19 protein-coding genes are annotated in these 19,542 nt (G+C 71.9%); 4 read left to right on the forward strand and 15 right to left on the reverse strand.

Going from position 1 to position 19,542, the window contains the following annotated elements:
- Positions 1 to 10: 10 nt before the first annotated feature.
- Complete coding sequence (locus tag OOZ19_RS09405) at positions 11 to 1,192, reverse strand: MFS transporter (protein ID WP_266089657.1); 1,182 nt, start codon at positions 1,190 to 1,192, stop codon at positions 11 to 13.
- Positions 1,193 to 1,664: 472 nt separating this feature from the next.
- Positions 1,665 to 2,906, reverse strand: a complete 1,242-nt coding sequence (locus tag OOZ19_RS09410) for a hypothetical protein (protein WP_266089658.1) — start codon at positions 2,904 to 2,906, stop codon at positions 1,665 to 1,667.
- 288 nt (positions 2,907 to 3,194) lie between these two features.
- On the opposite strand from OOZ19_RS09410, the gene OOZ19_RS09415 reads away from it, so the two are divergent.
- On the forward strand, positions 3,195 to 5,042 hold the full coding sequence (locus OOZ19_RS09415; RefSeq protein ID WP_266089659.1) for an Hsp70 family protein: 1,848 nt from the start codon (positions 3,195 to 3,197) through the stop codon (positions 5,040 to 5,042).
- 1 nt (position 5,043) lies between these two features.
- Here OOZ19_RS09415 and OOZ19_RS09420 read toward each other — a convergent pair whose 3' ends face one another.
- The 3 genes from OOZ19_RS09420 to OOZ19_RS09430 form a co-directional block, all read right to left on the reverse strand.
- Positions 5,044 to 5,229 carry a hypothetical protein gene (locus OOZ19_RS09420; RefSeq protein ID WP_266089660.1) on the reverse strand — a complete coding sequence of 62 codons (186 nt, stop codon included), beginning with the start codon at positions 5,227 to 5,229 and terminating at the stop codon, positions 5,044 to 5,046.
- A gap of 91 nt (positions 5,230 to 5,320) precedes the next feature.
- Positions 5,321 to 5,449 (reverse strand): hypothetical protein, encoded by a 129-nt coding sequence (locus tag OOZ19_RS09425; RefSeq protein ID WP_266089661.1) that lies wholly within the window; start codon positions 5,447 to 5,449, stop codon positions 5,321 to 5,323.
- 7 nt (positions 5,450 to 5,456) lie between these two features.
- Positions 5,457 to 6,065 carry a DUF5753 domain-containing protein gene (locus OOZ19_RS09430; RefSeq protein ID WP_266089662.1) on the reverse strand — a complete coding sequence of 203 codons (609 nt, stop codon included), beginning with the start codon at positions 6,063 to 6,065 and terminating at the stop codon, positions 5,457 to 5,459.
- 316 nt (positions 6,066 to 6,381) lie between these two features.
- Between OOZ19_RS09430 and OOZ19_RS09435 the strand changes: the two genes are divergently transcribed.
- Positions 6,382 to 6,810 (forward strand): hypothetical protein, encoded by a 429-nt coding sequence (locus OOZ19_RS09435; RefSeq protein WP_266089663.1) that lies wholly within the window; start codon positions 6,382 to 6,384, stop codon positions 6,808 to 6,810.
- A gap of 105 nt (positions 6,811 to 6,915) precedes the next feature.
- Here the strand turns inward: OOZ19_RS09435 and OOZ19_RS09440 are convergent, their stop codons facing one another.
- The 3 genes from OOZ19_RS09440 to wrbA all read right to left on the reverse strand — a co-directional run bounded on the left by OOZ19_RS09440 (position 6,916) and on the right by wrbA (position 9,363).
- Positions 6,916 to 7,530 (reverse strand): alpha/beta hydrolase, encoded by a 615-nt coding sequence (locus tag OOZ19_RS09440; RefSeq protein ID WP_266089664.1) that lies wholly within the window; start codon positions 7,528 to 7,530, stop codon positions 6,916 to 6,918.
- A complete protein-coding gene (locus OOZ19_RS09445) occupies positions 7,527 to 8,492 on the reverse strand; it encodes a ring-cleaving dioxygenase (RefSeq protein ID WP_266089665.1) in 966 nt (321 codons plus the stop codon). The genes OOZ19_RS09440 and OOZ19_RS09445 overlap by 4 nt, the downstream gene beginning before the upstream one ends.
- Before the next feature lie 259 nt (positions 8,493 to 8,751).
- Positions 8,752 to 9,363 (reverse strand): NAD(P)H:quinone oxidoreductase, encoded by a 612-nt coding sequence (wrbA, locus tag OOZ19_RS09450; protein ID WP_266089666.1) that lies wholly within the window; start codon positions 9,361 to 9,363, stop codon positions 8,752 to 8,754.
- A gap of 293 nt (positions 9,364 to 9,656) precedes the next feature.
- Here wrbA and OOZ19_RS09455 point away from each other — a divergent pair, with 293 nt between their 5' ends.
- The gene (locus OOZ19_RS09455) at positions 9,657 to 10,094 is read left to right on the forward strand and encodes a MarR family winged helix-turn-helix transcriptional regulator (RefSeq protein WP_266089708.1); all 438 of its coding nucleotides are present in this window, start codon (positions 9,657 to 9,659) and stop codon (positions 10,092 to 10,094) included.
- Here the strand turns inward: OOZ19_RS09455 and OOZ19_RS09460 are convergent.
- The gene (locus tag OOZ19_RS09460; RefSeq protein ID WP_266089667.1) at positions 10,088 to 10,591 is read right to left on the reverse strand and encodes a 2'-5' RNA ligase family protein; all 504 of its coding nucleotides are present in this window, start codon (positions 10,589 to 10,591) and stop codon (positions 10,088 to 10,090) included. The two genes, OOZ19_RS09455 and OOZ19_RS09460, sit on opposite strands and share 7 nt — an antisense overlap.
- A gap of 356 nt (positions 10,592 to 10,947) precedes the next feature.
- Here OOZ19_RS09460 and OOZ19_RS09465 point away from each other — a divergent pair, with 356 nt between their 5' ends.
- Positions 10,948 to 11,706 (forward strand): TetR/AcrR family transcriptional regulator, encoded by a 759-nt coding sequence (locus OOZ19_RS09465; protein ID WP_266089668.1) that lies wholly within the window; start codon positions 10,948 to 10,950, stop codon positions 11,704 to 11,706.
- A 701-nt stretch (positions 11,707 to 12,407) separates the two neighbouring features.
- Here OOZ19_RS09465 and OOZ19_RS09470 read toward each other — a convergent pair.
- The 6 genes from OOZ19_RS09470 to OOZ19_RS09495 all read right to left on the reverse strand — a co-directional run bounded on the left by OOZ19_RS09470 (position 12,408) and on the right by OOZ19_RS09495 (position 19,287).
- The gene (locus OOZ19_RS09470; protein ID WP_266089669.1) at positions 12,408 to 13,445 is read right to left on the reverse strand and encodes an Acg family FMN-binding oxidoreductase; all 1,038 of its coding nucleotides are present in this window, start codon (positions 13,443 to 13,445) and stop codon (positions 12,408 to 12,410) included.
- Positions 13,446 to 13,573: 128 nt separating this feature from the next.
- A complete protein-coding gene (locus OOZ19_RS09475) occupies positions 13,574 to 13,840 on the reverse strand; it encodes a hypothetical protein (RefSeq protein WP_266089670.1) in 267 nt (88 codons plus the stop codon).
- Positions 13,841 to 13,969: 129 nt separating this feature from the next.
- A complete protein-coding gene (locus OOZ19_RS09480) occupies positions 13,970 to 15,742 on the reverse strand; it encodes an acetyl/propionyl/methylcrotonyl-CoA carboxylase subunit alpha (protein ID WP_266089671.1) in 1,773 nt (590 codons plus the stop codon).
- A gap of 112 nt (positions 15,743 to 15,854) precedes the next feature.
- Complete coding sequence (locus tag OOZ19_RS09485) at positions 15,855 to 16,151, reverse strand: acyl-CoA carboxylase epsilon subunit (RefSeq protein ID WP_266089672.1); 297 nt, start codon at positions 16,149 to 16,151, stop codon at positions 15,855 to 15,857.
- A 9-nt stretch (positions 16,152 to 16,160) separates the two neighbouring features.
- A complete protein-coding gene (locus tag OOZ19_RS09490; RefSeq protein ID WP_266089673.1) occupies positions 16,161 to 17,798 on the reverse strand; it encodes an acyl-CoA carboxylase subunit beta in 1,638 nt (545 codons plus the stop codon).
- A 316-nt stretch (positions 17,799 to 18,114) separates the two neighbouring features.
- A complete protein-coding gene (locus OOZ19_RS09495) occupies positions 18,115 to 19,287 on the reverse strand; it encodes a TetR/AcrR family transcriptional regulator (protein WP_266089674.1) in 1,173 nt (390 codons plus the stop codon).
- Positions 19,288 to 19,542: the final 255 nt, after the last annotated feature.

Below are 19,542 nucleotides of genomic sequence, written 5' to 3' on the forward strand. Positions count from 1 at the left end.
AACGGTCCGTTCACCTCCTCCCGTTCCCGCCCGCAGCGCCGCCGAGCGGGAGGCGGCGGGCGAGGAAGGTGGTGCCCGCGAGGCCGAGGGCGGTGGCGAGCAGGACTCCGGCGGCACCGACGCCGCTGGCCACCAAGCCCACCGCGCCGGGCAGCACGACCTGGCCCGCGCGGTTTCCGGTGAGGCGCAACGACATCGCGCGACCGCGCAGCCCCGGCGGGGTCGACTCCGCCAGCCACGACATCGTCAGCGGCTGCCCGACCCCGAGCCCGAGACCCGCGACGAGCACCGCGACCGCGAGCACCCAGATCGGCACCGGAGCCGCGGTGAGCGCGAGACCCACCGCCGAGGCGGTGAGGCTCAGGGCCAGCAGGCGGCGGCGACCGAGCAATCGCGTGCTCCGCCCGAGGAAGAACCGCGACACCATCGAGGCGACGGCCCGCAGGCCCAGCAGCCCGCCGACCACGCCGGAGGCGATGCCGCGCTCCGCCCCGAGCGCGGGCAGGTAGACCAGCGACAGGTCCACCGCCGCGAGCACCACGCAACTCGTGCTCAGCGCCGGGAGCAGACCGGGCAGCCGCAGCAGTTCGCGCACGCCCGGCGAGCCCTCCGGCCCGGACCCGGCCGACGGGGCGCCGCCGGTGAAGCCGAACGAGCACACCAGCAGCGCGGCGGCGAGCGCCGTCGCGCCCCAGAAGATCGGCGTGGTGTCCGGGATGGCCTGCGACCCGCCGAACACGACGATCATCAGGGGTCCCGCCGCCTGCCCCAGCGAGGCGGCGAACGTGTAGTACCCGAACGCCGCGTCCAGCCGGGCCGACGACGTCTTGTTCGCGACCAGCGCCTGCTGGCCGATCACGGAGCACAGGTGCCCGGTGCCCAGCAGCACGTTGCCCGCCACCAGCCCCGGCACCGATCCGCCCAGCAGCAGGAAGCACGCGCCCGACGCGCACAGCAGCACGCCACCGGCGATCATGACCCGCCGCTCCCCCAGCCGGTCCACGATGTGCCCGGCCGGTAGCGCCAGCACCAGCGGCACCAGCGCGAAGCTGCCGGAGAGCACGCCCAGCCAGGAGGCGGGCACGTCGAGCTCCAGCGCGCGGTAGGTCGTCGCGGGACGGAGCACGAACGTGACGACCTGCGTCAGCACCGCGTGCGCCAGCAGGATGGAGATCCGCCGGTCGAACTTCACGACGTGATCACTCCCTGAGCCGCCGCAGCAGGCGGTTGGTCCGGATCCCGAGGCCGACGTCGATGTGGTCGCGCGTCATCCACTGCTTCGTCCATGCCCCGCCTTCCAGATGTTTATAGCCTCGCACATCACTACCGCCGACTTCACCGACTGATCCATGGGCACTGCTCGTGACGTTGACGACACCTGATACGGCCGACAGCGGAGAGCAACCGAGGCTTGAGCGGGGCGCGTTGCCGACTCGCCGACACGTCGAGGCTATAACCTCGCTCGTGGCCGCCACGCGGCCACCGCCGACGACGGGACACCCACCGGGAGAGCGAGGTGAACGCCTCGTCCGCCCAGTCCTGTCAGGCGAACGATCCGTTCACCTGAATCGGCTGGGCCGAGCCGACGCCGCGGAGCACCGCGTCCGCTGCGGACAGCAGCCGCGCCGCGTCGGGACGAAGCCGTCACAACGGCCGGAGCGCCGTCAGGGGGTGCGCGCCGAGCTGAGCAGTCCCTCCGCGGTGCGCACCAGGACCTCGCACAGCACCGCGTTCCGCCCGCCGAAGCCCACTGCCCCGGCCTGCGCTCGCCAGCGCAGCACCTCCCGCTGCGCGGCGGCGCACACCTGCTCCTCGTCCGCCGCGGCGTCCAACGCGAGCCGGGTGCGCGGATCGGTGCCGCACGCGCCGAGCAGTCGTGCCGCCTCCTCGCCGACGCCGTTGTGCAGCCGGACCTCCCCGGCGAGGAGTTCGTCGAGCAGGTCCAGCTCGGTGATCTCGTGCGCCTCGGTGGCCAGCTGGTCCACCTCCCACCGCAGCGGGTGCTCCTGGGGCAGTCCGGACATCAGGCCGCGCACCGACACGAGCGCGCGTCGAGCGGCGATCACCGGTGCCCGTTCGGCCAGTTCGCGCGCCGCCTGGTCGAGCCCGGCGAACCGGCTCACCGCCACCCGCTGCCCGCTTCGACGCAGTGCGGCCAGGAACGCGGCGGTCGGCGGCACGGGGGAGAACACCGCGTCGATCGATCCGTGCGGACCGTCCTCGCCGAGGAAGCGCTCCGCCAGCGCCGCGTCCGCGGGACCGTCCACGACGACCACGTCGACCCCGACCGCCGCCGCGCCGGACACCGCCTCGGGGTCCACCGGATCGTCGGTCACCACGGCCAGGCGCGGCGGCATCGCCGACCTCGCTTCGACGGCGTCCCAGCGGTGCCGGTCCGGTCCGTCGCCGACCGCGTGCCGTCCCCGTCGGACGAGGTCGAAAACCCGCTGGTCGAACGCGCCGCCCCGGACCCGGCGCGATACCACCGTCCGGTCCGCGAGCGACGCGGTGATGATCGCGGTGCCGTCCGCCACCGCGCAGTCCAGCGCGCCGCCCAGCGCGGCGATCCGTTCGGCGTCCCGGCCGAGCGCGGCGCGCAGGTAGCTCGCCGATCGCGGCCCGGCCGGGCACGTGACGCGGGCGCGCATCGCGTCGTCGCGCCCGAACTCCACGGTGATCGCGGGTTCGGACGCCGCATCCGCCCCTGCCAGCAGGTTCAGCACGGCGGCGACCGCGTGGTGGAAGCCGGATTCGACCTCCTGTCCGGCGCGGGGGCCGAGTTCTCCGCCGAACCGGACCGGGCGGGGCAACGTCGCCGCCAGCTCCTCCAGCGCCGCACGAGGCCCGAGGGACCGTCCAGGTGGGACGGACTCGATGAGCTCGTGCGCGCGGCGAGGCTTCGGCATGCCGTCCTAACCCTCGATCCAGCCGACCCGCGAGCAGGCCGGCACCGGGCGAACGCGACAGTAGTGCACCGCTCGACCGCGTGGAAGGCCGACTTCCGGGGGCGGCGCACCATCGTCGGAGCCGGTTCGTCGACGGCGTTCCGCCCGGGTTCCGGTGTCGCCGCGATCAGGAGGAGGTGCGCCGAAACACCAGAAGAAAGGCATGTTCCCCGCATCGCGCGAGGGCTATTGTTGATCACACCCGCTCATGATGTCCGCGGTTTCGGAGACCTCAAGGGAGCACGCGCAGTGCGTTACGGCGTCGGAATCGATCTCGGGACCTCGTTCACCTCGGCGGCGTTCAGCATGCCGGGCGGCACTCGCATGGTGTCGATGTCCCCTGCGGTGATCGTGCCCTCGGTGGCCTACCGCGCCCCCGACGGCCCGTTGCTGACCGGGGACGACGCCCTGCACCCGGATGCCGATCCGAGGAACGTGGCCCGCAACTTCAAGCGCCGCTTGGGCGATCCGACCCCGTTGTTCCTCGGCGGCACCGGCTACTCCCCCGCCGAGCTGATGGCCGCGCAGCTGAGCGACGTGCTCGCCACCACCGCCCGGCTCGTCGGCGGGCCACCGGATTCCGTGGTGCTGACCTACCCGGCGATGTGGGGCCCGTACCGGCGCGAGCACTTCGCCGAGGTGCCCCGGCTCGCGGACGTCCGGGACTTCCGGCTCCTCACCGAACCCGAGGCCGCCGCCACCCACTACTCCACCGAACGCCGCCTCGGCGACGGTGAGGTCATCGCCGTCTACGACCTCGGCGGCGGCACCTTCGACACCACCATCCTGCGCATGCGCGACGGCCGGATGGAGATCCTCGGCACGCCCGAAGGGATCGAGTACCTCGGCGGCACCGACTTCGACGACGCGATCTGCGCCCACCTCGACGAGCGGCTGGACGGGGCCATCAGCGAGCTCGACCAGTCCGATCCGGAGGGTGCGCGGACGCGCGCCGCGATCCAGGCGATGTGCCTGCGGGCCAAGGAGGAGCTGTCCTCCGAGCCCGACGTGCTGCTGCACGTCCCGCTGCCCGGCGGTGCGCGCGAGGTCACCATCACGCGCCTCGAGTTCAACGAGATGATCACGCCCGCGGTGCGGCAGACCATCGACGCGCTGCACCGCACCACCGCATCCGCCGGACTCACCGCCGACGACCTCTCCGCCGTGCTCCTCGCCGGTGGTTCCTCCCGCGTCCCGCTCGTGGCCCAGCTGATCGCCGAGGAAGTCGACAAACCCGTTCGCGGATCGCTGCACCCGAAGCACACCGTCGCGCTCGGCGCCGCCCAGGTGTCCGCGCCTGCGCGCTCGGCGGAATCGACCTCGATACCGATCGGCGCGTCCACCGTGCCCGCCGGAGCGTCGTCGAGGTTCCGCCGGAAGTGGCTGGTGCCGGGAATCGCCGCGGCGGCCGTCTTGCTCGTCGGTGCCGCGGTCGCCTCGTTCATCACGACCACCGGCGGCACCACGCCGGCCGGAGCACCGCAGCAGTTGCCCGCTGCGCCGCCTCCTGCCCCGCGGATCATCTACGACGAGAGGATCGCCGGTGAGTTCTCGGGTTTCGGCGCTTCCGAGCTGAACGATTGGCGCGGCGAGTCCTTCACGGACGGACTGGCCCAAGGGCCGCAGATCAAGTCGACGTCCGGCGGTCTCCGGGTCGCCTGGAACGACAAGCTGCCCGCCCAGATCTACGTGCAGACCAAAGGGGACGCGCCTCCGGTCGATCTCTCGCCCTACCTGGCCGACGGCGCGCTCGTCTTCGACGCGGTGCTGCACGCACCGCCGACGGGTTACGCCGGGATCGCCGTGCACTGCGACTACCCGTGCGGGGTCGAACTCCCCGCCACCGACCTGTTCCGCGACCTGCCGCTGGAGAAGCGGACCACGGTCAAGATCCCGCTGGAGTGCTTCACCGAAGGCAAGGAGCGCCCGACCGGCGTCCCGTCCCACGAACTGACGTCGAAGCTGGACCCGGGCAAGGTCAACACCCCGTTCGTGGTGTTCTCCCAGAAGCGCATGGACGTCACCTTCTCGGACGTCCGGTGGGACCCCGCCGCCGCGACCGACCCGCAGGCCACCCGCTGCGACGCCCTGAGCTGACTTACTGGGAGCGGTTCTTCCCGCGTTGCCACAGGATGACGCCGCCCTGCGCGACGGCGGCGAGGGAGATGAGCCCGACGGCGATCCCGACGGGCCAGGACCAGCCGATGTAGAAGGCCGCACCTACCACCACGACGAGGCACACGAGGCTCCTGATCAGGAACAACGTCATGCTCCGGGTACTCACCAGGACACTCCTCGCTTTCCGGGGCGAACGCGGCACCGCCCTGCGGAAACCCTACACACGGCCCACCTGGTGCTGCCCGCCCCCGACACCGTCAGCGATCGAGGCGCCCGGCTTCGACCGCCCCCAGGAGCGACGAGAAGGCGTCGGTCGAAGCAACCACCGTCGGTGACGTCACCCCGAGCTTGCTATCGCGGACCGAGGCAAGCTCCGGCAGGTTCACCGCCACCTCAACGCGGTTTCCACCGCTTCGAGACCGGTTGCTCTTGCCCACTGCGGCGCGCCCTGGTCATTCGTGCCTGCTCCTGTTCTTGCAACGTGATGTCGTCAGCGATGCCGCGAACAAGGTCGAGCGACTGAGCGGCCGACATCGCGGAAGCGCGAACTTCGACGAACAAATACCGGCACGCAGCAAACTCCGCGCGCGAGTCCACGACGCGGCCTCCCAGCGGATACTCGAGGAATGCCACGTCCTCGCCCTGCTCGAACCTGAGGACGGTGAGCGAACCAGTCTGGCAAGCGTAGGCGCCAGCGCTCAAGGGCCGTACCTGCAAGAGAATGTTCCGTTGCTTCGCCATCGACACGAAGTGTTCGAGCTGGCCCCGCAGCGCTGTTGCTCCGCCAACCGGTCGGCGAAGCACCTCCTCCGTCACCACGGCACGCATCTCGAACGGAGTCGAATCCACCAGTCGACGTTGGCGTTCCAATCGGGCTTCGACCCGCGCGTCGATGTCTGGCGGATCGGTCAGGTAGCGACCGGCGCGGTGGATCTCGTACGCGTAGTCCTCGGTTTTGCTGTGCGGTGCCGTTGTTGCGGCGGCTCGGGCGATCCCGCCCACCCGCACCTGCGGCTGCTGTGCGGCGGAGAGGCTCCTCGCCTGATCCGGCACCCGCCCGCACAGGTGCGGTATTCCCCTTTCCCGGCACCGGCGACGAGGAACGCGTAACCCCATTCCGGCCGGTGAATCGCTCGACGCGCAGAATCGTGCGCCGAGTGGCACGGCGAGAAAGGGCAGCAGTACGGCTCGGCACGATCCGGCCTGGCTGCGAGTACCGCTCATGAATCCGGGCGAGTCTCCCGAACCCGATTCGCTCCCGCGCAACCGCTCGGCGGGCTAATCTGCTGCTCATGATTCCGCTCGGAACGGGGGTCTCATGAGCGAGGAAAATCCGAACTGCACGCACAACGTCGTCTCCGGAACCAGCGAGCACACCGTGCAGGTCGGCGCGGTGCACGGGAACTTGACGATCGGGCGGGCCGGGGAAACCGCCCGGACCCGTCGCGTGGTCGTGTTCGGCGCACCGATCGCCGCCGCGGTGCTCGCGCTGTGCTTGTCCGACGCGCCCGCACCCGGCCAGCGCGCGGAAGTCGCGCCCGCGATCGTCCCGCAGGTTCCGGCGCCGGCACCGGAGAGGATGGAGGTCGGCTCCTCCGGAACCGGGCACGGGGACACCGAGCTCTCCTCGCGCTCCGACGCGCCCGGAGGACCGTCGAGCGGGGCGCAGTGCCAGGGAACCGGGGAGAACACGCGCTGCGAGGTCTCCTCCTCGTTGACCTACACGCCGCTCGGCCCGCAGCCATGATCGGCGTTCCGGCTCGCGGCCGACCGGCGACGTCGGCTCGCCGACGCGGAACGGGCCGTTCACCCCACCCGGCGAACGGCCCGTTCCTTCCCTCCCCGACCTGCGTCAGCGTCGGGAGATCCACTCGGCGGCGGACTTCACGCCGGTCGAAGTGATCTGGTGCCCGCCGGGATGCCACTGCTCGGCGACCTCCGCGCCCCGGGTTCGAAGTGCCGAGACGAGGGCGTTCGCCGATGCCGTCGGGGCCATCGGGTCGGCCTCGCCGTTGCCGAGGAACACCCGCGAACCGGACAGGTCCAGCTCCGGCGGCTCCGGCACGGGCAGCATCGACGCGAACAGCACGGCCTCCCGCAACGCGTCCGGGCGCAGCAGCGTCAACGCGGCGGCGATGTTGGCACCGTTGGAGAATCCGACCGCGACCAGCCGCCTGCCGTGCCAGCCGTAGGCGTCGGTGGCCTCGGCGATGAAGTCCGCGAGCTGGTGCGTGCGGGCCACGACGTCCTCGGTGTCGAACACGCCCTCCGCCAACCGGCGGAACCAGCGGGCCGCGCCGCCTTCCGAGACCGGGCCCGCCGGTGCCAGCACCGGAGATCGCGGGTTGAGCTCGCCGGCGACGCCGCGCAGATCCGCCGGCGAACCACCGGTTCCGTGCAGCAGCAACAGCACCGGCGCGTCCGCGGCGCCCTCGACGTGGTCGTGGGTCAGCGACAGCTCGCTCATGCGGTGGCCCCCGGGTTGTTCTCCGCGGGCAGGTTCAGCTTCGGCAGCATCCGGTCGATCTCGTCGCGCTTCGGTTCCAGCCACGGCGGCAGCTTCAACGCGCGGCCGAGTTCCAGCAGCGGCTCGTCCGCGGTGAAACCGGGCTCGTCGGTGGCGATCTCCAACAGCGTACCGCCCGGCTCCCGGAAGTAGATCGACCGGAAGTACTGGCGGTCCAAAATGGACGTCACGTCCACCCCGGATCCGAGGAGCTCCTCTCGCCACGTCGCCTGCGTCGCCTCGTCCGGAGCGCGCCACGCCACGTGGTGCACCGCTCCCGCCGCCACCAGGCCCTGCGGGACGTCCGGGGTGACCAGCACGTCGACGAACGCGCCGGGGCCGCCCTCGCCCGCGGTGAACCGGAACCGGTTGCCGTCCTGCGCGGCGAAGGACAATCCGAGGCCGTCGAACATCGCAGCCGTCGCCGCTTCGTCGGTAACCGACAGCGTGACCGAGTGCAGCCCGCGAATCCCGTGCTCGGCCGGAACGAGACCGTCGTCCCACGGCGCGCGCGGATCGCCCTGCGGGTGCGCGACCAGCGCGAGCCCGAGCCCGTCCGGGTCGCGGAAGGTCAGCACGTCCTCGCCGTCGCGGTTGTGCACCTGGCCGACTTCGACCCCTTGGGCGGCGAGGTGCTGCTTCCACCAGCCGATCGACGCCTCCGGCACCGAGAACGACGTGGTGGTGGCCTGCCCGGTGCCGTGCCGGCCGCTCGGGGCGCCCTTCCACGGGAAGAACGTCATCAGCGATCCCGGCCGTCCGGCCTCGTCGCCGTAGTAGAGGTGGTAGGTGCCCGGGTCGTCGAAGTTCACCGTCGTCTTGACCAACCGTAGGCCGAGCGTCCGCAGGTAGAAGTCCGCGTTGCGCTGCGGGTCGCCCGCGATAGCCGTGACGTGGTGCAGACCGCTCGTCGCGATGCTCATCGAAAATCTCCAGCCTGGGAAGGAACTCGTCCACGGAGGGACCTGAACCGGCGCGCGGTGGCGCGGCCATGAGAGCGATATCACGCGCTCTCGGCGACCCTCCGCCGGGAGGTTCCGCCGCGGACCCCCGAAGGCGTCCTCCCCCGGCGGGAGGGCCGTTGACGTTTCCGCCGCCCGCACGGCCACCGAGACGGACCAGGCGGAAAGAACCGGTGCGGCGCGGGATGCGGCCCGCACCGCACCGGCGATCAGCGGGCGCTCACGCGCCGTTCTTCAACCGCTGGGCGATCGCGACCACGCGGTGCGCCTGCACGGCGGCGGCGGTGCGGGTCTCGTCGTCCACCTTGAGCTGCCCCTGGGCGTCGACGTGACTGGTGCCGTACGGGTTGCCGTCGACGAACTTGGAGCCGTCGGTGTAGCCGGGGCTCACGATGATCCCGCCGAAGTGGTGGAACGTGTTGTACAGCGCCAGCAGCGTGGACTCCTGGCCGCCGTGCTTGGTGGCGCTGGAGGTGAAGCCGCTGTAGACCTTGTCGGCCAGCAAGCCCTGCTGCCACTCGCCGCCGAGGGTGTCGATGAACTGCTTGAGCTGCGCGGCGATGTTGCCGTAGCGCGTCGGCGAACCGAAGATCACCGCGTCGGCCCAGACGATGTCGTCGGCGGCGACCTCCTGCACCGACGCGGTGGCGTCGATGTTCGCGCGCCACGCCGGGTTCGAGTCGATCGCCGCGTCGGGAGCAAGCTCGGGCGCCTTGCGCAGGCGCACCTCGGCACCGGCCTTCTCCGCCTCGGCGACCAGGGCGTTCGCGATCTCGCTGATCGTTCCCGTCGACGAGTAGTAGATGACGCTGAGCTTGACTGGGTCGGCCATGATCAACTCCTTCACGATGCCGGACACTGGCCCGGCCGATTTCCACATCGAGAGCCTCGCGGCTCCGCAGCACGAAGTTTAGGAGAGTTTTGTCTTCCACGCAAGATATTTCCGCACGAGACATAGGAGAGGTAGACTCGCTACCGCGAACGCACGATTCGAGGGGAGACCAGGTGAGCGGCGGCAGCGCCACGAACGCGGTCCGGGCGACCGGAACCGCAGACAACGGAGCGGGCGGCAACGGCGCGGCGGTACCCGGCAGCCGCCCCGACCCCAGCACCGACGACGACGAGATCGTCACCTGGTGGGGGCTGGTCATCGAGGGCTACCACCTCACCCAGGACCGCCTGATGAGCGAGATCGCCGAGCGCTTCGCGCTCGCACCCGGCTCCTTCGACATCCTGCTGCGCCTGGTGCGCTCCCCCGAGCACAAGATGCCGATGACCCGGCTCGCCCGCGAAGCCGCACTCAGCAGCGGCGGGTTCACCAAGGTCGCCGACCGGCTCGCCGCCGCCGACCTCATCGTGCGCGAACCCTGCGACACCGACCGGCGCGTCACCTACGCGGTGCTCACCGACCACGGCCGGGACGTCGCCGAGCGGGCGCGCGAAGCCTGCGCGGAGATCCTGCGCCGCCGCGTGCTCGCACCGCTGGGACTGGACCGGTCGGAGGCGCTCGCCGAGGCCATGCGCACCTTGCGCGCCGCCAACGGCGAAGACGGCGCCTACTGAGGGGTTCCGCCGGGAGCCAGCGGGAGGCGCGCTCGCAGCGACCAGGCACCGTCGAAGACCACCAGCCACGCCTCGGCGAGGTCGGCGGGCGGTGGGAGCGCGCCCGCCGCCTGCTCGGCGATGAGCCGCGCCTGCTCCGGCGCCACGTCGAGCGCGACCGTGAGGTGCGGGTCCGGCTCGCCGTAGGCGCCGCCGTACGGGCGCAGGCCCCACCGGGCGCAGAGCTCGGCGGTGAGCTCGCGCAGCGCACCGTCCGGTTCGAGGCGCAGCGCCACGAAGCCCTCGTCGAAGTGGCGCGGTTCGTCGGCCACGGCGAACTCGACCCGCAGCGGGCCGCGGCGGGCGAACGTCGCGGCCAGCTCCGCCACCACCTCATCGTCCACATCGGACAGCGGCAGGAACGGGTGGAGGACCGTGATGTGCGCGGGGAACCCGGTGCGCACCGCACCGGGGAACCGCTCGCCGACCGCGCGCAGCACCGCATCGGCTCCGGGCACGGGAAACACCACAGCGGTGGTACCAGCAGCAGGCATACGCCCCTTATACCGCCGCACCACCGCACCGCGCCCGCACCCCGGACGAAGTGAACGGCCCGTTCGTCCAACGGGATTGGGCGAACGGTCCGTTCACCCAATCCAACCCAGCCGACACCGCACGCCGAGCTTCAAGTGAACGGCCCCTTCGCCCAACCAGACTGGGCGAACGGTCCGTTCACTCGGAACGCGAGGCGCCGGGGTGGCGAGGTGTGGTGATCGGGTTCGGTGAGGCGGTGCGGCGGGTTGGCTAGGCTAGGTGGCCGAATCCGGCCCCGGCACGCGGCGTCCGGAGCATCGGGCGGCGAACAGGAGCGTGCATGGTGATCAGGAAACGGGACCCGGCGCGGACGCTGGCACTGCTGTGGCGCGCCCCGGAGCACCGTTCCCGCAAACCGGGCCTCGGCGCGGACGAGATCGTGCGGGCCGGCATCGCGCTCGCCGACGCGGAAGGGCTCGCCGCGCTGTCCATGCGCGGCGTCGCCGAACGGCTCGGCGCCGGGACGATGTCGCTCTACACCTACGTGCCCGGCAAGGACGACCTGATCGACGTCATGCTCGACACCGTCTACGGCGAGACCGAGGCGCCCGGCCCCGAGCTCACCGGCTGGCGGGACCGGCTCGAACACGTGGCGCGGCAGAACTGGGAACTGCACCGCAGGCACCCGTGGACGCTGGAGATCGCGACCGCCCGGCCGGTGCTCGGCCCGCAGGAGACCGCCAAGTACGAACGCGAGCTGCGGACCGTCGACGGCATCGGCCTCACCGAGGTCGAGATGGACTCCGTGCTGAGCCTGGTGCTCGGGCACACGCGCACTGCCGCGCGCGGAGCCGTGGAGGCCGCCGACGCCGAACGCCGCACCGGGCTCAGCGACGAGCAATGGTGGCAGGCGCACGCGCCGCTGCTGGATCGGTTGATCGACCCGGAGCACTTCCCCACCGCGGCGAAGGTGGGCACCGCGGCGGGTTCGGCGCACGGCGCGGCGACGAACGCGGCGCACCACTTCGAGTTCGGACTGGCCCGCGTACTGGACGGCGTGGAAGTGCTCATCCGCTCCCGCGAGCGGTCCGGGAGCTGACGAGACGCCCGCTCACGCCGTTGTGGGCGGGACGTCCCACCGGGAGGGAACCACATCGCCGGGCGTCGATCCACGGTTCACGATCGCTGCAGGGGTTCCCTCCGCGAACCGGGCGGAGCGAGATCCGGACGCACCGGTCACCGCCACCGCGCCGCGATCAGCGATTGCTCCGCGCTTCGGCGCCGGCGGTTGTGGCCGTAGGCCGGAGGGGAGTGCGACCCCAGGCACTCCGGCACCGTCAGCGATCCACAGGCGCGGCTGCCGCTCCACTTCCGGCCACGAGGCGCCTTCAGCACCCGGAATCCTCTTCATCTCGAAGAGGACTCCGGCGACCACGCCGTCCAGCCGGGTCCGATCCTTCGCTTCCTCGATGCGATCGGCCCCGTCCACCACGATCGCCCGCTGCGCTGCGGGCATCTCGTCGATCGCCCTCGACGATCCCCGCCACCGCCCGATTCCCGATCTTGGCTTGCGGGGCGAGCACGGAGGTCGTTCCCTGCGCAGCGGCAGGCGTGCGGGCGGGAAACCGGTTCGCCGCCCCGAGCGGCGGTCCTGCCCGCGCGGACAGCGGTCGTGCACGACGCCTCCTCATCATGTCCCGGACGGACGGCGAAGCCCGTCGCGCCTCGCGGACGGCATGGGATCTGAGGAGATCCACGAAGGGACGAGCGGGCCCAGCAGAGGGCGACCAGGACAGGCCGTCAACGCCCGGTCCTGGTGCCGACGACGTCAGGCACCGGGTTGGACCCGGTGATCAGCAGTTCCTCCGGCGCGCGCCGCGGCGTCGGGGGCACCGGCGTGCCGTAGCCGATCCGCAGCACCGCCTGCGGTTCCAGCGTGCCGCCGAGCATCGCGCGCAGTTCGGCGCGCGTCTCCCGCACTTCGATCACCTGCGACAGCATCGACGAGGACAGCCCGAGCGAGGTCGCGGTGAGCAGCAACCGCTGCAACGCCTCCCCCGCCTCCAAGTCGGCCTGCCTGCCCTGGCTGTAGGTGCACAGCACGAAGGTCAGCGGATCGTCCTCGAAGTCCTTGCCCGGCACCCGCGGACGTTCCCGGCCACCGGAGTAGTCCCGCAGCACCCACTCGTCCTGCGCTTCCCGCGTCGGCCCCGCCGACGACGCCTGCACGCCCTCCGGGGCGCCCTCGCGCAGCCCGGTCCAGGCCGCCAACTCCGCGCGGAACGGTTCGCTGCGCAGCTGCTCGTCGTGCGCCCTGCGGACCATGCCGAGCAGCTCCGCGCGTTGCGCGCGTTCGATGACGTGCAGCCAGGCGTGCTCCACGGACACCGAGCCGCACAGCGCGTTGCGGTGCACCTTCGGGACCGGGGTGGGCAGGAAGGGCCGCCGGTTGGTGCGGCGGGTGGTGATGGCGCGCAGCAGCTCGGACTGCTCGGTGCCCACCCGCGTCGAACCGCCGCGGCGCACCTCGGCCAGCAGCGTCGGCTCGTGCACGCGCGGCAGCAAGGTCACCAGCGGTCGCAGACCGACGTGTTCCAGCGCCAGCCGCAGGTTGAACAGCGCGGCACCGCAGCCGAGCCGCAGCTCGCGGTCCTGCGGGTCGGTACCGGGCATCCGCCTCGACGGATCCGCGTGCAGCTCGATCACGTCGGGCGTCAACCGGAAGCGCCAGGGCTGCCGGTTGTGCAAGGATGGCGCGCGCCCCGCCAGCCGCACCACCTGTTCGACCTGCTCCGGCGCCAGCTCCAGCGCCGCCGGGAAACCCGACACGCCCTCCATGATCTCGTCCCTTCGTGACCTGGCGCAGTTGCCGACCTGCCCCGCGATCCACGATGCAGGGCCGGGCGGGGCGGCTGACATGGGCCAAAGTCCCGCATCGGGCGCGCCGGCCGGGATGGAAGACCGGGTCAGGCGGGTTGCGGCAGCCGCCTGCCGATGGCGGCGAACCTGGCCGACGTGGCCTGGTAGCAGGGGCGGCAGACCTCGCCGGTCGAGGTCATCGTGAGCTGCGGGCTCAGCAGCCGCAGCCCGTGCTCCGGCGTCTCCTGGCAGATCCCGTGGTGCCCGGCTTGGCGGCACAGGCAGGTGCACAACGCGTCCATCATTCCTCCAACGGGGAGTTCGGTTCCCGGATCCCGCACCGCGACGTCCGCATCGTGGTCCACAGTGGACATGCATCCGCACCGCGGGAAGACCGCCGCACGCCGTCCTGCCAACGAGATCGGGCGCCGCGGGCGGGCGCGGATTCCGCCGCGTCCGCCCGCGATCCCGCCCGGTCGCTCACCGGGTCCAGGAACGGCGCCTCAATCCTTGATCGTGCACAGCGCGGCGCCCTGCGACACGGAGTCGCCCGGTGCCGCGGTGAGGCCGGTGACCGTGCCGGCCTTGTGCGCGGTCACCGGGTTCTCCATCTTCATCGCCTCCAGCACCCCGATGAGGTCGCCGCTGGCGACCTGCTGGCCCTCCTCCACGGCGAGCTTGATCAGGGTGCCCTGCATCGGCGCCGTCACCGCGTCACCGGAGACGGCTGCGCCCGCGCCGCCGGACGCCCGCTTGCGCGGCTTCTTCTTCGCCGCACCAGCGGCCGGGGCGGCACCCGCGCCCAGTTCCGCGGGCAGCGAGACCTCCACCCGGCGGCCGTCGACCTCGACCACGACCGTCTGCCGCGGCGCGGTCTCCTCCTCCGGTGGGACCGAGTCGGCGAACGGGGCCAGCTGGTTGTCGAACTCGGTCTCGATCCACCGCGTGTGCACGGTGAACGACTCCGCACCGGAGTCGGCGACGTAGGCCGGGTCCCGCAGCACGGCGCGGTGGAACGGCAGCACGGTGGCGATGCCCTCGACCTGCATCTCCTCCAGGACCCGGCGGGACCGGGCGATGGCCTGGGCGCGGTCGGCGCCGGTCACGATGACCTTGGCCAGCAGCGAGTCGAACTGCCCGCCGATGACGCTGCCCGACTCCACGCCGGCGTCGACGCGCACGCCGGGACCGGCCGGGGCGACGAACTTCGTCACCGTGCCCGGCGCGGGCAGGAAGTTGCGGCCCGGGTCCTCGCCGTTGATGCGGAACTCGATGGAGTGGCCGACCGGGGTCGGGTCCTCGGTGAGGTGCAGGTGCTCACCGGCGGCGATGCGGAACTGCTCGGCGACCAGGTCCAGTCCGGTGGTCTCCTCGGAGACGGGGTGCTCGACCTGCAGCCGGGTGTTGACCTCCAGGAACGAGATCGTGCCGTCGGCACCGACGAGGAACTCGACCGTCCCAGCACCGTGGTACCCGGCCTGCGAGCAGATGTCGCGGGCGGCCGAGTGGATCTGCGCGCGCTGCGCCTCGCTGAGGAACGGCGCGGGCGCCTCCTCCACCAGCTTCTGGTGCCTGCGCTGCAACGAGCAGTCGCGGGTGCCGACCACGATCACCTTGCCGTGCTGGTCGGCCAGCACCTGGGCCTCCACGTGGCGGGGCCGGTCCAGGTAGCGCTCCACGAAGCACTCGCCGCGACCGAAGGCCGACACGGCCTCGCGCACCGCGGAGTCGAACAGCTCCGGGATCTCCTCGATCGTGCGGGCCACCTTGAGCCCGCGGCCACCACCGCCGAACGCGGCCTTGATGGCCACCGGCAGCCCGTGCTCCTGCGCGAACGAGACGATCTCGTCGGCGTCGGCGACCGGGTCCTTGGTGCCGGGCACCAGCGGGGCACCCGCCGCGAGCGCGATGCGCCGTGCGGTGACCTTGTCGCCGAGGTCGCGGATCGCCTGCGGCGTCGGGCCGATCCACACCAGGCCCGCGTCCAGCACGGCCTGCGCGAAATCGGCGTTCTCGGACAGGAACCCGTACCCCGGGTGCACCGCGTCGGCCCCGGCGCGCACCGCGGCCGAGATCACCTTCTCGAAGTCCAGGTAGGACTCGCCCGCGGTGGCGCCGCCCAGCGCGAACGCCTCGTCCGCGAGCCGCACGAACACCGCGTCGGCGTCCGGTTCCGCGTAGACGGCCACCGAGGCGATGCCGGCGTCACGGCACGCCCGCACCACTCGGACCGCGATCTCGCCGCGGTTGGCCATCAGAACCTTCTTCAACCCCATGGTGTTCACACCATCCCTGTCCGCAGTGGTCTTGTCTCGGCGGATCCCGCTCCGGGGGATCGCCTGGTCGGTACGCGGACGCCGCGCGCGGCGACGTCCGGGTCGGCCCGCATCAGCGCGGCCGGGTGGAGTAGCGCCACGCGCCCCTGCCGGGACTCGGCGACGCCTGCGCCGGACCGTGCCGCAGCCGGTCCCCGCGGGAGGCCCAGTACGACACCGGGGCCTCCGGCTCGGCCGCCCCGCCGCTCGCGCTGAGCGCGGTGAGCGTCGCGGTCAGCGCGGCGATCTCGGTGTCGGTGGGCTTGCCCTGCACGATGCGCAGCACCGGCCGCCGGTCCGAACCGGTGCCGTCGTCCTCGCCGGGCACCACGCTGAGCTCCGGTGGAGCGCCCTGCTCTGAGCTGCTCATTACGGCTCCTTACAGCGGGATGTTGCCGTGCTTCTTGGCGGGCAGGGATTCGCGCTTGTCCGCCAGCATCCGCAGCGAACGGGCCAGGTAGCCGCGCGTGTGCGACGGCGGGATGACCGAGTCGACGTAACCGCGCTCCGCGGCGACGTAGGGGTTGCAGAGGGTGTCCTCGTACTCCTGCTGCAGCTGCGCGCGCAGCGCCTCGACGTCCTCGCCGTTCTCGGCGGCATCGGCGAGCCTGCGCCGGTACAGGATGTTCGCGGCGCCCTGCGCGCCCATCACCGCGATCTGCGCGGTCGGCCACGCCAGGTTGATGTCGGCGCCCAGGTGCTTGGACCCCATCACGTCGTAGGCACCGCCGTAGGCCTTCCGGATGATCACCGTGACCAGCGGGACGGTGGCCTCCGCGTAGGCGTAGAGCAGCTTCGCGCCGCGCCGGATGATGCCGTTCCACTCCTGGTCGGTGCCGGGCAGGAAGCCGGGCACGTCCACGAAGGTCAGCACCGGGATGTTGAACGCGTCGCAGGTGCGCACGAACCGCGCGGCCTTCTCGCTGGCGTCGATGTCGAGGGTGCCCGCCATCTGGGTGGGCTGGTTGGCGACCACGCCGACGCTCCGGCCCTCGACCCGGCCGTAGCCGACCACGATGTTCGGCGCGAACAGCGCGGAGACCTCCAGGAACTCACCTTCGTCGAGGACCTTGGCGAGGACTTCCTTCACGTCGTAGGGCTGGTTCGGCGAGTCCGGCACCAGGGTGTCGAGTTCGAGGTCGGACTCCCCGACGTTGTCCGCGATGGAACCGGCCTCGGCTTCCGCGTCGAACGCGGGCGCCTCGGAGAGGTTGTTCGACGGCAGGAACGAGAGCAGTTCCTTGACGTAGTCGACCGCGTCCTGCTCGTCGGAGGCCAGGTAGTGCGCGTTGCCGGAGCGAGAGTTGTGGGTGCGAGCACCGCCGAGGTCCTCGAACGTCACCTCCTCGCCGGTCACCGTCTTGATCACGTCCGGGCCGGTGATGAACATGTGCGAGGTCTGGTCGACCATCACCGTGAAGTCGGTGATGGCGGGCGAGTACACCGCGCCGCCCGCGCACGGGCCGACGACCAGCGAGATCTGCGGGATCACGCCGGAGGCGTGGGTGTTGCGCTTGAAGATCTCCGCGTACAGGCCGAGCGCGGCCACGCCCTCCTGGATGCGGGCGCCCCCGGAGTCGTTGATGCCGACCAGCGGGCAGCCGATCTTGAGCGCCAGGTCCATCACCTTGACGATCTTCTCGCCGAAGACCTCGCCCAGCGAGCCGCCGAACACGGTGAAGTCCTGGGAGAACACGCAGATCTTGCGGCCGTCGACCGTGCCGTACCCGGTGACCACGCCGTCGCCGTAGGGGCGGTCGGCGTCGAGGCCGAAGTTCGTCGAGCGGTGCCGGGCGTGCTCGTCGAGCTCCACGAACGAGCCCTCGTCGAGCAGCAGGTCGATGCGCTCGCGGGCGGTCAGCTTGCCCTTGGCGTGCTGGCGCTCGATCGCGCGGTCGGAACCCGCGTGCACCGCCTCGTGGTTGCGCCGGTACAGATCCGCCAGCCGACCGGCCGTCGTGTGGATGTCCGGCTCCTCCGCCGGCGGCACGCCCACCGGTTCCGTCGCGCTGCTCATCGCTCCTGCGACCCCGCCATTCCTCGCTCGTGGACGACTTCCGTGGTCGTGGGCCCGCCCGTCGCGGCCTCGTCGGCGGCGAGCCCGCGATCGGGCCGCACCGCCGCGGACCGCGCCGTTGCTCGCGTCCGCACGACCGGAACCCGCCCGTCCGCGACGCCCGGGTCCCCCGCTCGGAGGCTAGTTCGAGCCCACCCGGTCAGTCAACCGAGAAGTGAGCGCGGCCTACCCTGCGCCGAACGTCGAAACACCTAGAAAACCGCCCTGCGGATCGCAAGAAGTGAACAGCGGCTAGCACGCGCTTCACAAGAAGAACTCATGGACCGCTGCTGAACATGAGTGCCGCGCCCACCCGCCGCACCGCCTCGGGGGCGCGCACCGTCCCGGTTCGGGCCATGTCGTTGGCCAGTGTCAACGTCGCCTGCACCAGCACCCGCGCGGTGGCGGCGTCGAGCTCGGGACGGACCTCCCGCAGCAGCGACACCCACTCGGTGACGTACTCGTGCTGGGTCTGGCGCGCCCGGTGCCGTTCGTGGTCGGGAAGGTGCCCCACTTCGCCGACGAGGATGTCGATGAACCCCCCGTGGTCGAGGGCGAAGGTGATGTAGGACCACAGCAGCGCCCGCAACGTCTCCGCCGCGTCCGAGGAGCGGACCAGCGTGCGGCCGAGGTCGATCTCCAGCCACGCCGAGCCGCGGGTGATCACCGCGTCGAGCAGTTCCTGCTTGCTGGCGAAGTGGTTGTAGACGCTGGGACCGGCGATGCCGACCTCGGCCCCGATCTCCTCGGTGGTCACGGCCGCGTAGCCGCGTTCGGCGAACAACCGGGTCGCCGCCGACAGCAGCTGCCGCCGCCGGGACGCGCCGCCGCGTTGCAGCAGCAGCGCGTCGGCGTCGGAGTTCGCCGTCCCGCGCCCGGAGACCAGCGGCGGCAGCGCGACGATCGTGACGATCATGTCCCGCAGCAGGGCCTCGAATTGGGCGCGCGGCAGCTCGACACGGTGGTAGGACGGGCTGGTCAGCGCGCTGAACAGGCACCAGCCGCGGAACCGGGCGTCGTCCTCGGCCAGCTCCGGGCGCCAGGCCCGCGCGAGGTCGGCGAGCCCGCCCGCGACCACCCGCAGCTGGTCCTTGAGCTCGTCGCGGTCCTCGGCGGGCAGGTGCCGGGCCTCCCGCTGCCAGAGCACGCCGAGTTCCCGGTGGTCGAGCGCCGCCGCGGCGAGTTCGCGCACCACCGCGTCGAGGTCGTCGGACTTGGCGTCGAGCACCCGCTCGAAGGGCTGCAGGTGGGTGAGCACGACCCGCCGCAGCAGCAGCTGCTTGCCCTTGAAGTGGCGGTACAGCGCCGAGGGGCCGACGCCGACGGCCTCGGCGATGTCGCTGACGCCGACCCGCGCGTAGCCCCGCTCGTAGAACAGGCGCGAGGCGGCCTCGAGGATGAGTTCCCGCCGGTTGCGCGGGCGGATCCCGCCCGGCCTCGTCTCCGCCACTGCCACGACCTCCCGGCACGTCCTCGGCCACCGCGGCGCTCGCCCCGGCGGTTCGGGCACAGGATAGGCCGCGGTACCGGACGAACAGGTCACGCGCGGTGCAAGCCTGCTCACACGTCCGCGAACGCGGAGCCCTGCCTCACCCCGTCGGCGCGCTGGTCGCCGGACCGCGAGCGGCTCGCCCTCGATCGAGTCCTCCCCCGCGGACCGCCAGGTCAGTTACAGTCAGTGCTGACCGCGAACTCGCGCCCCGCC

It is taken from the genome of Saccharopolyspora sp. NFXS83, assembly GCF_026241095.1.
Taxonomy (GTDB): domain Bacteria; phylum Actinomycetota; class Actinomycetes; order Mycobacteriales; family Pseudonocardiaceae; genus Saccharopolyspora_C.

Bases quoted from the DNA above. Each gene is read 5' to 3' on its own strand.
- OOZ19_RS09410 (WP_266089658.1), bottom strand. From the start codon at position 2,906: ATGCCGAAGCCTCGCCGCGCGCACGAGCTCATCGAGTCCGTCCCACCT.
- OOZ19_RS09435 (WP_266089663.1), top strand. From the start codon at position 6,382: ATGAGCGAGGAAAATCCGAACTGCACGCACAACGTCGTCTCCGGAACC.
- OOZ19_RS09440 (WP_266089664.1), bottom strand. From the start codon at position 7,530: ATGAGCGAGCTGTCGCTGACCCACGACCACGTCGAGGGCGCCGCGGAC.
- OOZ19_RS09445 (WP_266089665.1), bottom strand. From the start codon at position 8,492: ATGAGCATCGCGACGAGCGGTCTGCACCACGTCACGGCTATCGCGGGC.
- wrbA (WP_266089666.1), bottom strand. From the start codon at position 9,363: ATGGCCGACCCAGTCAAGCTCAGCGTCATCTACTACTCGTCGACGGGA.
- OOZ19_RS09465 (WP_266089668.1), top strand. From the start codon at position 10,948: ATGGTGATCAGGAAACGGGACCCGGCGCGGACGCTGGCACTGCTGTGG.
- OOZ19_RS09470 (WP_266089669.1), bottom strand. From the start codon at position 13,445: ATGGAGGGCGTGTCGGGTTTCCCGGCGGCGCTGGAGCTGGCGCCGGAG.
- OOZ19_RS09475 (WP_266089670.1), bottom strand. From the start codon at position 13,840: ATGTCCACTGTGGACCACGATGCGGACGTCGCGGTGCGGGATCCGGGA.
- OOZ19_RS09480 (WP_266089671.1), bottom strand. From the start codon at position 15,742: ATGGGGTTGAAGAAGGTTCTGATGGCCAACCGCGGCGAGATCGCGGTC.
- OOZ19_RS09485 (WP_266089672.1), bottom strand. From the start codon at position 16,151: ATGAGCAGCTCAGAGCAGGGCGCTCCACCGGAGCTCAGCGTGGTGCCC.
- OOZ19_RS09490 (WP_266089673.1), bottom strand. From the start codon at position 17,798: ATGAGCAGCGCGACGGAACCGGTGGGCGTGCCGCCGGCGGAGGAGCCG.